At 34.8% G+C, this 14,027-nt stretch carries 13 protein-coding genes; 5 read left to right on the forward strand and 8 right to left on the reverse strand.

Annotated features, from left to right (window positions below; all coding sequences use genetic code 11):
• Positions 1-120: 120 nt before the first annotated feature.
• Positions 121-2,388: an aconitate hydratase gene (locus tag ACNQGX_RS02620; RefSeq protein ID WP_417973749.1), complete on the forward strand. Its 2,268-nt coding sequence runs from the start codon at positions 121-123 to the stop codon at positions 2,386-2,388.
• Positions 2,389-2,461: 73 nt separating this feature from the next.
• On the opposite strand, the gene ACNQGX_RS02625 is transcribed toward ACNQGX_RS02620, so the two are convergent.
• Positions 2,462-2,632: a hypothetical protein gene (locus ACNQGX_RS02625; RefSeq protein ID WP_417973751.1), complete on the reverse strand. Its 171-nt coding sequence runs from the start codon at positions 2,630-2,632 to the stop codon at positions 2,462-2,464.
• A 592-nt stretch (positions 2,633-3,224) separates the two neighbouring features.
• On the opposite strand from ACNQGX_RS02625, the gene ACNQGX_RS02630 reads away from it, so the two are divergent.
• On the forward strand, positions 3,225-4,814 hold the full coding sequence (locus ACNQGX_RS02630) for a LysM peptidoglycan-binding domain-containing protein (protein WP_417973753.1): 1,590 nt from the start codon (positions 3,225-3,227) through the stop codon (positions 4,812-4,814).
• A gap of 255 nt (positions 4,815-5,069) precedes the next feature.
• On the opposite strand, the gene ACNQGX_RS02635 is transcribed toward ACNQGX_RS02630, so the two are convergent.
• On the reverse strand, positions 5,070-6,122 hold the full coding sequence (locus ACNQGX_RS02635) for a glycosyltransferase family 9 protein (RefSeq protein ID WP_417973755.1): 1,053 nt from the start codon (positions 6,120-6,122) through the stop codon (positions 5,070-5,072).
• A gap of 414 nt (positions 6,123-6,536) precedes the next feature.
• Between ACNQGX_RS02635 and ACNQGX_RS02640 the strand changes: the two genes are divergently transcribed.
• Positions 6,537-6,764, forward strand: coding sequence for a CDGSH iron-sulfur domain-containing protein (locus ACNQGX_RS02640; protein WP_131916695.1), 228 nt, complete (start codon positions 6,537-6,539; stop codon positions 6,762-6,764).
• A 459-nt stretch (positions 6,765-7,223) separates the two neighbouring features.
• On the opposite strand, the gene ACNQGX_RS02645 is transcribed toward ACNQGX_RS02640, so the two are convergent.
• The 5 genes from ACNQGX_RS02645 to ACNQGX_RS02665 form a co-directional block, all read right to left on the reverse strand.
• Positions 7,224-7,784 (reverse strand): helix-turn-helix domain-containing protein, encoded by a 561-nt coding sequence (locus ACNQGX_RS02645; RefSeq protein WP_417973758.1) that lies wholly within the window; start codon positions 7,782-7,784, stop codon positions 7,224-7,226.
• A 2-nt stretch (positions 7,785-7,786) separates the two neighbouring features.
• Positions 7,787-8,128, reverse strand: coding sequence for a type II toxin-antitoxin system HigB family toxin (locus ACNQGX_RS02650; protein ID WP_417973760.1), 342 nt, complete (start codon positions 8,126-8,128; stop codon positions 7,787-7,789).
• A 330-nt stretch (positions 8,129-8,458) separates the two neighbouring features.
• Entirely contained in the window at positions 8,459-8,650 is a 192-nt protein-coding gene (locus ACNQGX_RS02655; protein ID WP_417973762.1) for an SRPBCC domain-containing protein, read from the reverse strand.
• On the reverse strand, positions 8,647-9,483 hold the full coding sequence (locus ACNQGX_RS02660) for an alpha/beta hydrolase (protein WP_417973764.1): 837 nt from the start codon (positions 9,481-9,483) through the stop codon (positions 8,647-8,649). The genes ACNQGX_RS02655 and ACNQGX_RS02660 overlap by 4 nt, the downstream gene beginning before the upstream one ends.
• A gap of 109 nt (positions 9,484-9,592) precedes the next feature.
• Positions 9,593-10,159 (reverse strand): Crp/Fnr family transcriptional regulator, encoded by a 567-nt coding sequence (locus ACNQGX_RS02665; RefSeq protein ID WP_417973766.1) that lies wholly within the window; start codon positions 10,157-10,159, stop codon positions 9,593-9,595.
• Between the two features lie 361 nt (positions 10,160-10,520).
• On the opposite strand from ACNQGX_RS02665, the gene ACNQGX_RS02670 reads away from it, so the two are divergent.
• On the forward strand, positions 10,521-10,976 hold the full coding sequence (locus ACNQGX_RS02670) for a GNAT family N-acetyltransferase (protein WP_417973768.1): 456 nt from the start codon (positions 10,521-10,523) through the stop codon (positions 10,974-10,976).
• A gap of 380 nt (positions 10,977-11,356) precedes the next feature.
• On the opposite strand, the gene ACNQGX_RS02675 is transcribed toward ACNQGX_RS02670, so the two are convergent.
• Positions 11,357-12,058, reverse strand: a complete 702-nt coding sequence (locus ACNQGX_RS02675) for a hypothetical protein (protein WP_417973770.1) — start codon at positions 12,056-12,058, stop codon at positions 11,357-11,359.
• Positions 12,059-12,441: 383 nt separating this feature from the next.
• Here ACNQGX_RS02675 and ACNQGX_RS02680 point away from each other — a divergent pair, with 383 nt between their 5' ends.
• Positions 12,442-13,848 (forward strand): APC family permease, encoded by a 1,407-nt coding sequence (locus ACNQGX_RS02680; protein WP_417973772.1) that lies wholly within the window; start codon positions 12,442-12,444, stop codon positions 13,846-13,848.
• The last annotated feature ends 179 nt before the right edge of the window (positions 13,849-14,027 follow it).

Genomic DNA, 14,027 nt, shown 5'->3' on the forward strand with positions numbered 1-14,027 from the left:
TACAGATTGTTGTCAAATATAGTAAGAAGCCTGAGTAATAAACTCAGGCTTTTTTTATTAGCTATTCTATTTTTTGTATCTTGTAGTGTTCAAAATGAAATAACAAAAAAAAATATTATTATGGCATTTGATATTGAAATGATTAAAAAAGTGTACGACAACATGACAACTCGTGTTGATAAAGCACGTGAGATAGTTGGTCGCCCACTTACTTTAACAGAGAAAATTTTGTACAATCACCTTTGGGACGGATCTCCATCTGTCGCTTTTACAAGAGGTGCTGATTATGTTGATTTTGCTCCAGACAGAGTTGCTTGTCAAGATGCAACGGCTCAAATGGCATTATTGCAATTCATGCATGCAGGTAAATCTAAAGTAGCTGTTCCTACAACAGTACACTGCGATCACTTGATTCAAGCTAAAGTTGATGCTGCAACCGATTTGGCAAGAGCAAAAACGCAAAGCAATGAAGTATTTGAATTTCTTTCTTCAGTATCTAATAAATACGGAATTGGTTTCTGGAAACCGGGAGCGGGAATTATTCACCAAGTAGTTTTGGAAAACTATGCTTTCCCAGGTGGAATGATGATTGGTACCGATTCTCACACTGTAAATGCAGGTGGTTTAGGAATGGTAGCAATTGGTGTTGGTGGTGCTGATGCGGTTGATGTTATGTCAGGAATGGCTTGGGAATTGAAATTCCCTAAATTGATTGGAGTAAAATTGACTGGAAAACTTTCCGGTTGGACAGCTCCAAAAGATGTTATCCTTAAAGTAGCTGGAATTCTTACTGTAAAAGGTGGAACAGGTGCTATCGTTGAATATTTTGGTGAAGGTGCTACTTCTATGTCTTGTACAGGAAAAGGAACTATCTGTAATATGGGTGCCGAAATTGGTGCGACTACTTCTACATTTGGTTACGATGCTTCAATGGGACGTTATTTGCGTTCTACTAATAGAGCTGATGTAGCTGATGCTGCTGATAAAATTGCGCCTTACTTAACAGGTGATGCTGAAGTATATGCAAATCCGGAATTGTATTTCGACCAAGTTATCGAAATTAACTTAGACGAATTAGAGCCACATTTAAATGGACCATACACTCCAGATTTAGCTACTCCAATTTCTAAAATGAAAGAGGAAGCGATCAAAAACAACTGGCCTTTAAAAATTGATGTGGGTTTGATTGGTTCTTGTACGAACTCTTCTTACGAAGATATTGCTCGTGCAGCTTCTTTGGCTAAACAAGTTACCGATAAAAACTTAAAAATAAAATCTCAATTTACCATTACTCCGGGATCTGAAGTAGTGCGTTATACAATAGAACGTGACGGATTTATCGATATTTTCGATAAAATGGGAGCAACTGTTTTTGCTAACGCTTGCGGACCATGTATCGGAATGTGGGATAGAGAAGGTGCTGAGAAAGAAGAACGCAACACAATCGTTCACTCTTTCAACCGTAACTTTTCAAAACGTGCCGATGGGAATCCAAATACTATGGCTTTCGTAGGTTCGCCGGAATTAGTAACGGCGCTGGCAATTGCTGGAGATTTAGGTTTCAATCCGTTGACTGATACTTTAATCAATGAAAATGGAGAAGAAGTAAAATTAGACGCTCCAACAGGAAATGAATTGCCTCCAAAAGGTTTTGATGCGGAAGATCCAGGTTTTCAAGCGCCAGCCGAAGATGGTTCAGGTGTTCAAATCGCAGTTAGCGAAACTTCAGAAAGGTTGCAATTATTAGCTCCGTTCTTACCTTGGGATGGAAAAAACATCACAGGTGCTAAATTGCTTATCAAAGCTTTCGGAAAATGTACAACAGACCACATCTCTATGGCTGGTCCATGGTTGCGTTTCCGTGGACATTTAGATAATATTTCTAATAATATGTTGATTGGTGCTATCAATGCATTCAACCAAAAACCAAATACAGTTAAAAATCAGTTGACTGGTACGTACGATGCAGTTCCTGCTGTAGCGCGTGCTTATAAAGCAGCTGGTGTTCCTTCAATTGTTGTTGGGGATCACAATTACGGAGAAGGATCTTCTCGTGAACATGCGGCTATGGAACCTCGTTTCTTAGGTGTGAAAGCGGTATTGGTAAAATCATTTGCTCGTATCCACGAAACAAACCTTAAAAAACAAGGTCTTTTGGGATTGACATTTGCTACTGAAGCAGATTACGATAAAATCCAGGAAGATGACACCATCAACTTCACAGATTTAGTTGATTTTGCTCCAGGAAAACCGTTAACTCTAGAATTCGTTCATGCTGATGGAACCAAAGATATTATCTTGGCAAACCATACCTATAACGAAGGACAAATTGGTTGGTTCGTTGCAGGTTCGGCATTAAACTTGATTGCTGCCGCTGGAAAAGCATAAGTAAATTAAATATTTTATATTCAAAACTCTCAAGGTAACTTGGGAGTTTTTTTTGATTCATTCCAAATTTATTTTAGGAGCTATTTCCTGCTGTCCGTTTCAAGCTTTTTCGCGCAATTGCTTTTTTCCAAGATAAAAAAGGAGCTTCCGTTGGTCGCTCTTTTTTCTCAGGAAAAATAGGCAATTCCACTTCAAAAGGCTTTCCACTTTCATCAGGGCTAGAAATCAGAAGCAAAAATTTCAATCCATTTTATTTTTTTACACAGATTTACAATTTTAAAAGATTTCTCCAATAAATCGAATTCGCTTTTTCTTTAATCTGTGGAAACCCTTTATCCCGAAGCTTCGGGAGTGGTAAAAATTAGTACAGGGATTAGATACGGATAGTCGTAAAAAGGAAAGAGGTTTAAATCGAAAATAGGAACAAAATTCAAAAAACAGGGCGGAATTTTATTTTTTGAACGTTAAAATTTAAAAAAAGACGGTGTTTTTTGATTAAATCACTTATATTAGCTTTTTTGAAAAATTAAATTTTCAAAGAAGCTTTTTTCGATTGTTTCTAGAATCAACCTTCTTTAGAATTTTTATTTTCAACGCAACACTGCATTAGTAGTGTACGGCGTAACGGTTTCAGCTGCTTTTGCAACTGAAATAAAAAATCAACTAGAATTTAAAATGAACACATTCTGACTCTCTTTTTTTAAAAGAGATAAGGATTATTTTTACAATTTTTTAAATAGAATAGTAAAAAAGCAAACCATAGCGAGATTTAATAATTATATCCCGAAATCGCTGTGTAGAATAAAAAAGGGATACGTAATTTGAAATAAATGAATATGAGTTTAAGATTAATTGTAACATTGTTTTTATTGAATAGTATCGTTCTTTTTTCTCAGGAAAAAAGCATGAAACACACCATAGTAAAAGGAGAAACAATTTCTAGTATTGCTGAGAAATATGATGTAAAACAAAGTGCTATTTTCAAATTAAATCCAAACGCAAAAAATCTCTTAAAACTCAATTCCATTTTATTAATTCCTGTAGCAGCCTCAAAGAAAACAAATACTAAATCCAAGGTCGCAACAAATTCCTCCGCAAAAGAACACGAAGTACTTGCCAAAGAAACGCTTTACGGAATTGCCAAACAATACGGAATCTCCCTAAAAGAATTAAACGAACTCAATCCAACATTAGAATCTGCAGGATTGAAAATTGGTCAAAAAATTATAATTCCAGCGAACACATCTTCAACGGAAGTAGCTGTGACTCCTCAAACCAAAATGGGCTCCCAAAAAGCTGCATTAATAGTTGCTCCCCAGGTAATTGAAGCTGAAAAATCCACTACGGAACAAACCACAATAGAAGTACTGCCCAAAGAATCAAAATATTCTATCGCAAGAAAATACGGAATTATGGTTAAAGAATTAGACAAAGCCAATCCAACTTTAGGAACTAAAGCACTTAGAGTAGGTCAAAAAATAACTATTCCGGGAAATGGAATACCAGTAACTGAAGTAGCGGTTGTGCCACAACAAAGCAAAGAATTACCAAACGAAGCAGCTGTAGTTATTGCTGAACCCGTTACAATTGTACCGAAAATAGAAGAAGCGGTAGTTTTACAGCCAAAAATAAATTCGCCAAGTGAAGAATCAGTAGATATTGCTCAACCTGTTACAATTGTACCGAAAATAGCAGCAGCAGTAGTTTTACAGCCAAAAATAGATTTACCAAAATCAGAATTTACAGCTCTTCCTCAACCAAATGAAACGGTTAGCGCAACTTCAGAGAATATTGTTCGGGAAGTGTTGCCTAAAGAAACTAAATACGGTATTGCTAAACAATACGGAATTACGGTTCGGGAATTAGAAAAACAAAATCCAGAAATTAAAAACGGACTTCGTGTAGGATATAAATTGAACATTCGTGCGAATAATGTACCAGCAGAAAACAGTGCTGTTGTCAGCACTGATAGCGATAATACGACTACTATTGAAAACACTAAAATTGATTTTAGCAATTCAGTAAAACCTATTTTTAGCCATGCTCTTCTGGATCAATTGATAGAACGCGCTTCAGAAAATATAGGAACCAGATATCGTACTGGTGGAACTTCAAAAGAAGGATTTGACTGCTCCGGTTTAATGTGTACTACTTTTGGGGCATTCGACATTAAGTTACCAAGAACATCAAGAGAACAATCTGGTATTGGCACTAAAATAAATACCGAAGAAGCTCAAAAAGGCGATTTAATTTTCTTTAAAACGAATGGTAGACGCCAAATTAATCATGTGGGTATGGTGGTAGAAGTTTGCGAAGGAGAAATAAAATTCATTCACTCTTCAGTGAGTAATGGAGTTATTATTTCCTCAACTAAAGAGAAATACTATGAGAAAAATTTCTCCCAAATAAATAGAGTCCTACAATAATTCTAAATAGTAAAATTCAATAATAAAGAATAAAAAAAGCGAAACTCCTCAGGCAACTAAGGAGTTTCGCTTTTTTAGTTTAATGATGTTCTGCACTATTTATTTCAATCCAACATCATTTGAATACTTGAACGTATATTTGTTTGATTCCGTCTGCTCTTACGGTTATGGTGTCAAGTTTTCCTGGCCCATCAGATGTTATTGTATTTTAGTTTTTATTTTGCTAAAAAAGTATTTGTTGTTTTGTATTTAAAATTAATTCTTGCCAAGAATGGTATTTATAATCTTTATCCATTCATCAATAGTGCTAGTATTGGTGTTTATGGCCACACTATTATTGTTGTAAGGCAGGTACGTGCTTTGATTATTACGAGAAAATAGCCCAACAGTAGGTGTTTGCGCAGCACTGGCTAAATGCATAATTCCACTGTCTGCACCAATAAAAATGCGGGTATTTGCAATTACAGATCCAATTTCTCGAATATCTTTGCTGTAAAATGTTGGCGCTTTAAATCCTATTTTTGAAATATTTTCGACGGGCAAAACTTCTATAATAGTGTAGTCTTCATATTCCGTTTTTAATCTCTCATAAAATTCTTCCCACCAAGTTTCCGAGTAGCATTTATCATCAGTTGCATAGGTGAAAATGGAAATAGTTTTTTTGTCATTAAGGACTATTTTGTCTACTGTTTTTTTGCCTTCAGCCAGTTCAGAAAGGCTTAACTTAAGGTCTAAGGATGGAACTGGATTATCGTTTTCCTCGAATCCTAATTTGGTTAAAAAACTTCTGAATTCATACACCGGATATTTTGCAATGTGTTCGTAATCCTTGTGTTTCAATTGAATTGTTTCGTCTTCCTCGCCAAAAAATTTATATTTTGCATTAGCAAACTGCGCTGACAATCTCCCTGATGAAGAACCTTTGGCGACATTTATTGCAATGTCATAGCGTTGTCTTTTGATTTTTGTCCAAACTTGAAAATAACGTATTAAATGTTTAAAAGGTTTTTTGGGAAGTTCAATGATGTAATTGATGTTCGTGTAATTTTTAAATATAATAGGTGCTAAACCGCCTTTTACAAACAAATCAATTTTGCAATCAGGAAAAGTAGTTATTACATCTTGAACCAGTGGCGTAATTAATAACAGGTTTCCTAACCTGTGATTCGGTCTGGAAATTAAAATTCTTTTTATTTCAATTTTGTGAGTCAAATCTATTTTTTGCTCAAAGTGTGAACTGCCGATGTTTTTAGTCAAACTACGCGTTAAAATCCTTCGGAATACATTTACTTTTTTTAAGATACTCATACTTTTAAAAATATTAAATAGTTTTGAACCCGTTTTTGGTTAAAAAAAAGATTATGGATATTCATTATGTTGTAAAACATAAAGGAATCAAATCGTCTATAAGTAGGCTATGTATCAGACAAATGTACGATATTGATGGGATCATTCTGCCTGTATCATAAAATTAAAAGGAACAATGAATCAGAATTCAGTTTGTTGAGATTGCAAATTGTATTCTATGTTGTACGAAGTTTACGCTGAATTTTGCATTATCCTTTCTTTTGTGATCTGGTTCGGTTGGCTACTATTGCTTCATCATTTAAATTAATATAGAATTAATGTAAATTAGCTTTCTGTATCATAAAAAATAGCGCTATTGCTGAACGTTCAGCATATATTTTGCAATCTTTGAGCTCTAAAAAATTAAATAGCATTATGAGTAAGACGAAACTAACAATTAATCGCAACGGATCTATAAAAATAGAAGGTGATTTCGAAATAACAGATTGTGAAGGAAAAGTGTACGGATTAGAAGGAAGAACTGCCTTGGGTCTATGCCGTTGTGGATTATCAGTGAACAAACCTTTTTGTGATGGTTCACACCGCAACAATTTTGAACATGAATCAGCCGCATTTGACTTGCCGCCAATGAAAACCAATTAAAAACACATTTTCTCCATACATGTGAAAATGTACTAAGATTATGTAGATTGTTTTGTGTTTATAGGAATCTAATTTAAAGTACGATATAAAAAAGTTACATCTTCATGGGTGTAGCTTTTTTCTGTTTTTCTTGTCTGTCGTTGTGGGCACGGAAAAGATTTCCGCCTATCGAACCGAGAGCAATTATAGACATCCAAGTGAAAAAGAAACATGATGACTGAACTCTCAAGGCAACTTGGGAGTTTTTTTGGTTGTCAAGTTGGTATTAAGTTTTGATTGACCTGCAAGTTTTTAAACGTGCTGCGGAAAATCCGGAGACTTTGAGGAGGTGTTTCTCGGTCTCCGACCGATATGTTTAAATAATTTCATGATTTATTTGCGGTCGGGAGACCGTTTGTCGTTTCCTCAAAGTCGCAGACTTTGCGGAGCGGCTAACTCTTCGTAGAGCGGGAGCCGCTGTTATGCGAAAATTAAATCGTCTGTAGTCAATTTTATTTTTGGTTTATTCAATTTTGAAATAGCATTTTTCACTCTAATTTGTTCATTTTTAGGTAAGAAAACGGGAATTAATTCACTAATGTCAATTTTTAATAATCGATTAATTAGAATTAAATCTTTTAAAGAAAAAGGACTAATTCCGTTCATTAATTCTGACATGTGAGTTTTACTTTTATGCCCTAGAATAGATCCTAATTCTTGTTGATTTAGATTAAGATCTTTTAGTTTATTTTTGATTATAGTCTTCCTGTTTTCTATGAATTCTCTTTCTTTTTCGGCAATTAATTCTGCAATGTCACTTTCTTTAATTTTATCTTCATCAATTGCATTTTCATCAGACCAATTATTGGTTTCATATATTTCAATAATGTCTCTTAACTTTTTTCTTAAAGTTTTGAAATGAACTGATTCCCTGGAAAGAAGACGTAATTTTCTATCTGCGATTAAAGCTCTTTCAAAATCTAATTCATTTTCTATTTTACCTTTAAGAACAAATTCTTCAATGTCAAAATGTGTTTTCATGGCTATACGTGGTTTCGTGATTTTAACCATTTTTCAATAGTCTTTTTGTTGTTTTTAAATGTTCTTTCATAATCTTGATGGTCGCCTGTCCATATAATTGTTGCTTCTCCATCTTCATCAAACTCCAATAAAATCATTGTTCGATGTATTGCAATATCAAAAAAGTAAAATCCATCATTATGAACACAATCAGCATCGTTTCTAATGATCTTTAGTTCAGCCTCATTCTTCCAATTGTTATTTTCAATATCTGAAATTAATACATCAATTGCTGTACATAAAGATTTGCTTCCAAGATTCTTTACTTTTAGTTTCGTTAATCTGTTTTTTCCGATTAATCTCATAAGTATATACAAATATAAAAAAAAGTTCGGAATAAAACCAAACTTATATAATGAATTTCAATAAGTCTTTAATGTCCGAAGGCAGAATTTGTCGCAACGAGATTTTGTCACCAGAAATAATTTGGAAAATGTCGTATGGAGGTAGTTTCATTTTGTTAGTTATTTTGTAAATATAAATAAAAAAACTACAATGTAAATTGCGCTTTACTTTGTAGTTTTTTGTTTGGTGGCTTGTTGTTGTGGGGACGGAAAAAGTCTGGAGACTTTTATACGTTTACGAGTTTCAAGGCAATTTAAAAAAACGCAAAGTCTGAAGACTTTGCGGAGCGGCTAACTCTTCGTAGAGTTGGAACCCTGAAAATTCCCTTTCCACTTAATTTCGCTTCCTACTTTCCAATCCGAATGGGCTTCGCAATTAAACATAAATTGTTTAGTGTATTCCGGATTTGTTAATACCTCCCAAACTTTGTCTACCGTTGCGTTAAGTTTTAATTTGCGTATTATTAATTGATCTGAATTCATTTTGCTATTGATTTTTTTTCAATTAGTTCGTTTATCGATTGGTCGAAATACGCAATAATCTTTTCCTGATACACTTCCTTAAATTCAGATTTCATAATCATGGCGTGTTTTGCCTTTTCAATGGTCCATAATTCTGATTGCACATTACAGTTTAGATGCAATCTTTCTCCCATTGACACAGTTGTCCAATCATCCGTTAACGAATAAATGAATAGTATGGACTGGAGCTTCTTGACTTCTTTAATCCGGTCAATCATTCTGATTTTTTTTCTGTAACTAGGAAAGAAAACGTTGAGTATCTTTAGTGTTTTATGGGCAACCGGAAAATGCACCCAAAATTCATCTAGTGTTGTTGCGGCACTTTCAACGATTGCAAAATCATAATTATGCGATTCGTCTGCAAACGCGATAGTTGCCCATATTCCGCCTAAAGAAATGCCGTGATAGCCTATTGGCAAATCGGGTGTTAGTTTTTTAGCCTCCATGCCGATGGCAATAATATCATCGAAATACGAAAAATTACCATGGGCACTTTCCCCAAAACCGTTGATGTCAAAAAGCAGTACATTGTATCCGTGCGCTCTTAAAAGATTGGTGTATCCGTTTTTGATAAAATATCCTTTGGCCTCTTTGCCCATCGGGTGCCCCAATACGATTGTTGCTTTTGCATTTTCAGTTTTAGCTAAAGCAAATAATCCTGCGATAAGCCCGCCCGATTTACTTTGTACTTCAATTTGTTGCCATTCTTTTTTTTCTTCTTCGGATAACGGATTTACCCATTCGACCATAAAACGCCCAAAAAAAGGCTTTTTACATAATTTATAAAAATTCATATCGCAAATTTTAAACTTAGTGTATCTAAAAGTTTTCGGAGTTTAAGGAACGACCTTAAACTTCCTTTGCAAAGATGCTTAATCCAAATGGCTTTAAAAATAACCTATGTTAGGCAACGATAAATTTTCGAATACGGCTCAGACTTTCGGGATGAATTCCTAAATACTTGGCAATTTTATTTATGGATATTAACGAAACGATATCGGGTCTGTTTTGCAAGAGTTCTATGTAACGTTGTTCTGCAGTTTTTGTCAATAAGTCCTTCTCTCTTTTGGTATTATTTATAAACAACCGTTCGGTAACATACCTGCCTAATTGATTCGCCAGTAAAGAAGTTTTATAGGCATTTAGTATGTCTGCACCATCAATGACATCTAATTCAACCTTTGTCAAGGCAATTAATTGAACATCGGAAGGAAGCTTTGTCAAAAAGGAGGTATAGGAGTTGAGAAAACTGTTTTCGAAGAAAAAATCAAGTATTCTTTCATCATCATAATAAAGCAGTGAAACCTGTACGATACCCCTTTTCAAGAAGTAGACTTTAGTTTCAATTTCATCATAATTTGTAATTATTTGCCCTGCCTCTATTTCTTTTTCGGTAATTTTAAATGGAATCTCGTCATTGCTTTTTAGATCAATGTCAAGTAGCTGGTTTATATATTGCAGTGTGTTCATTTCAGTTGCAGGCAGCTGTTCCGCTGTTTTTAGAAGTTGGAAAGAATAGGACCAAAACTTCAATTAATCATTGATTTCAAAAGTACACAATAAACTTTAAACTAAACATGGAACACATTATTTAACAAAATAGCCTGCTTATTGTACAACTCAATTTCGTTAATTAAATCTGAAATTGTTGTTTTATTTATTCCGCTAGTATATCCACCTTTATAGAACAAAACTGAAATAATATACTATTTCACTTAGATGATTTGTCTTTGGTTAAAGTCTACAATTATTTATAAAAAAATCAAGTCAAATCCCTCTTTTAATTAAACTGCTTACCTATTTTTGTTTATGAATAAATAATTTACAAAACATGACAACAATAAAAAGAACAACTTCCTCAGCTATCGATTTCCAGAACCTTGTCGTTTTACTCGATAAAGATTTAAAGATAAAAGATGGCGAAGAACACGATTTTTATGCACAGTTTAATAAAATAGACAAAATCAAAAATGTTGTGGTTTATTACTCCAACAATGAAGCTGTTGGTTGCGGTGCATTCAAGGAATTTGATACCAATACCGTTGAAATTAAGAGAATGTTTGTTCATCCTGATTTTCGTGGGAAAGGAATAGCAGGATCGGTTTTAAAAGAATTGGAAAACTGGGCCGGGGAAATAAACTATACCGCATGCGTTCTGGAAACCGGAAAAAACAACCCAGAAGCTATTGGGCTTTATGCCAAATATGGCTATGAAATAATCCCGAACTATGGTCAATACGAGCATGTTGAGAATAGTGTTTGCATGAAAAAAATCAACAAACAATAGCATTCTATATGACTCCACGAATTGAAACTTTGTCTGAAAAGAAATTGATTGGCAAGCGAATTCAAATGTCGCTTATAGCTAATAAGACTTTCGAATTATGGAAAAGTTTTATGCCCAGACGAAAGGAGCCAAAACGCAAATTCCTATGAAGACTAATTTTATGGGTAAGGGAACTTGTGTTCAAAAGTGAAGAAAAACACGAAACCAAACCCAAAATACTTCTCAAAAAAAAGAGGACAGTAAATCCTCTTATAATTCTCTCTCATGATTTTACGAAAACTCCATAGTGTTAACGGACGTGCAATAGGTTCCGTTCAACACGAGTTTCATTGTTCGTGCTACGCACGCAACGAAACTCTAACTGTTATGTGTAGATTTTTTTAATTGTATATGAAATCATCAAAATGAATTATTGGTTTTATATCTTGAAATGTAGAAATGCAAATTCCATCAATTTCATTGTCAAGCATCTCTTCTTTCGTTTCATAAGGATTATAAATAAAATATGTAAAATGTAAATATTTTATTGGGCGATATTCTACAAATCTAGATGTTATTGAAGAATACATCCAACTTGCATACATTTGCTTCTCAAAATCTTCAGCGTTGTCAATTATATTTTGAGTTATTTTTGCTATCCCAAAAGGTTTTTCTTCATCAGCATAAGACACTCGACAATCTATAGGATGATTTTTATCTCCTTTAAATACCAATGATATGGAAACAATATTAGTGTCTTCTGAATCTGTTGTGAAAATTACAGTAGCATTTGAAAACTTATATTTATAATAGTGAAATTTATACTTTTCTTCAAGGTATTCTTTTTCTAAATAATCTGTTCCTTTTGCGATTGGTTGCCCAAAGTCTTCTATGATTTTTTGAATTGTTATTTCACCAGGGACATAATTGTAAAGAAAATCTTTAGCAAGAAATCTATTTTTAGATACACCTAACAATTCTTTATTTTTAGCTTCCTTATTTCTATTTATTTTATCGGCAATATATTGGATTAAGTAGATAACACCTCCTGATATTATTCCACTGATGATTCCTGTTACTACTGTTTCTTGAAAATTTGTCATCTTGTTTGGATAAATTTACGCACAACTTGCATATAGGCGAAACAAACCCTCGTATATACACCCAAATATGGGTAGATTGGCGAAGGTTTCTTTCGTTTTATGTTTTTCAAATATATTAAAATTTTCTTACAAATTTTCTTGAAATAAATGAATACCATTGTTATTGCGGTTTGCGTGAGGGAGGGTAGCGGCATCCTTTATTTTCTTTCTTTAAGAAAATAAAGATACAGCGTACAGCCCGACCCGAAGTTGCGAGGAGGAACGACGAAGCAATCTGCAGGGGCACGCCCAAACTAAAAACCTATTTGTCATTTTCTACTCCACTTTATGAAATTTCCAAAAAAAGTATATCTTTAGCCAACTAAAAACCAAAAATCCAATATATGGAAGACCAAAAACCAGAAGATTTTAAAAGAGAATTAGGATTACTTGACGGAACCATGCTTGTGGTGGGTTCTATGATAGGTTCCGGGATATTTATTGTAAGCTCAGATATGGTGCGCCAGTTGGGTTCGGCCGGTTGGCTGATTGCTATGTGGGTGCTTACGGGTGTAATTACGGTGATTGCCGCCGTGAGTTATGGCGAATTGAGTGCTATGTTTCCTAAAGCCGGAGGGCAGTATGTGTATATCAAAGAAGCCTACGGGAAACTGGTGGGTTTTCTATACGGTTGGAGTTTCTTTGCGGTGATTCAAACCGGGACAATTGCTGCCGTGGGTGTGGCTTTTGCTAAATTTGCTGCTTATTTGTACGCGCCTTTAAGCGATAAAAATATTTTGTATGAGATTGGCGATTTCAAACTCAATGCTGCTCAGATTGTTTCTATTTTTACCATTATTTTGTTGAGTTACATCAATAGCCGCGGGGTAAAAAACTCTAAGATCTTACAAACGGTTCTTACCGTAATCAAAATTCTGTCGTTGGCAGGTTTGATTATTTTTGGTTTCATGGCTGCAAAAGCAGAAGTGTGGGATGCCAACTGGACCAACGCTTGGGCTTCACAATCTATGGATGTGACTAACGGATCTTGGATGCCTATAAGCGGAACGGCAATGATTTCGGCAATTTCGGCAGCTTTAGTGGGTTCGTTGTTCTCGAGTGTGGCTTGGGAAGGGGTGACTTTTATTGCAGGTGAAATTAAAAACCCAAAACGCAATGTGGGATTGAGTTTGTTCTTAGGAACCTTAATCGTTAGTGTTATTTATATTGTGGCCAATATTATGTATTTGGCTGTTGTGCCTTTGCAAGGTATTGCCACGGCCGAGTCAGATCGTGTGGCGGTTGTAGCTTCACAAGTTATCTTTGGATCCGTTGGGACTTTGATTATTGCTGTGATGATTATGATTTCGACTTTTGCCTGTAACAACGGATTGATTATGGCAGGTGCCAGAGTCTACTATACGATGGCTCAAGACGGTGTTTTCTTTAAAAAAGCAGCCGAATTGAATAAAGCCAGTGTCCCGGCATGGTCTATTTGGGCGCAGTGTATCTGGGCTTCGGCTTTGTGTCTGACAGGGAAATATGGCGATTTATTGGATTTTGTGGTAATCATCGTTTTGATATTTTATATTCTGACCATCTTGGGAATATTTATTCTTCGCAAGAAAATGCCCGATGTAGAAAGACCGTATAAAGCTTTTGGATATCCGTTTTTACCGGGACTCTATATTGTTATTGCAAGTGCTATTTGTTTGGCGCTGTTATACACTAAAACAAGTACAAGCGGTTGGGGTGTTTTGATTATGCTGATTGGAATTCCGGTGTATTATTTGACAAAACCTAAGGAGTAGTTAGTTATGAATTATAAGTTATGAGTTTGCGGATGTATTAGTTTCATGACTTTTAAAAAATCCATGAAAATCGGATTGATCCGCATCATCTGCGAGCCATTACATTTACACATAAAAAAATCCGTCTCGTTTTCATAACGCGACGGATTTTCTATTTAATTCAGGTTGGGTTGCTGCTT

This window comes from Flavobacterium glycogeni (genome assembly GCF_048286775.1).
In the GTDB taxonomy this organism is placed as follows: domain Bacteria; phylum Bacteroidota; class Bacteroidia; order Flavobacteriales; family Flavobacteriaceae; genus Flavobacterium.

Bases quoted from the DNA above. Each gene is read 5' to 3' on its own strand.
- ACNQGX_RS02640 (WP_131916695.1), top strand. From the start codon at position 6,537: ATGAGTAAGACGAAACTAACAATTAATCGCAACGGATCTATAAAAATA.
- ACNQGX_RS02680 (WP_417973772.1), top strand. From the start codon at position 12,442: ATGGAAGACCAAAAACCAGAAGATTTTAAAAGAGAATTAGGATTACTT.
- ACNQGX_RS02650 (WP_417973760.1), bottom strand. From the start codon at position 8,128: ATGAGATTAATCGGAAAAAACAGATTAACGAAACTAAAAGTAAAGAAT.
- ACNQGX_RS02670 (WP_417973768.1), top strand. From the start codon at position 10,521: ATGACAACAATAAAAAGAACAACTTCCTCAGCTATCGATTTCCAGAAC.
- ACNQGX_RS02655 (WP_417973762.1), bottom strand. From the start codon at position 8,650: ATGAATTCAGATCAATTAATAATACGCAAATTAAAACTTAACGCAACG.
- ACNQGX_RS02665 (WP_417973766.1), bottom strand. From the start codon at position 10,159: ATGAACACACTGCAATATATAAACCAGCTACTTGACATTGATCTAAAA.
- ACNQGX_RS02645 (WP_417973758.1), bottom strand. From the start codon at position 7,784: ATGAAAACACATTTTGACATTGAAGAATTTGTTCTTAAAGGTAAAATA.
- ACNQGX_RS02630 (WP_417973753.1), top strand. From the start codon at position 3,225: ATGAGTTTAAGATTAATTGTAACATTGTTTTTATTGAATAGTATCGTT.
- ACNQGX_RS02660 (WP_417973764.1), bottom strand. From the start codon at position 9,483: ATGAATTTTTATAAATTATGTAAAAAGCCTTTTTTTGGGCGTTTTATG.
- ACNQGX_RS02620 (WP_417973749.1), top strand. From the start codon at position 121: ATGGCATTTGATATTGAAATGATTAAAAAAGTGTACGACAACATGACA.
- ACNQGX_RS02635 (WP_417973755.1), bottom strand. From the start codon at position 6,122: ATGAGTATCTTAAAAAAAGTAAATGTATTCCGAAGGATTTTAACGCGT.
- ACNQGX_RS02675 (WP_417973770.1), bottom strand. From the start codon at position 12,058: ATGACAAATTTTCAAGAAACAGTAGTAACAGGAATCATCAGTGGAATA.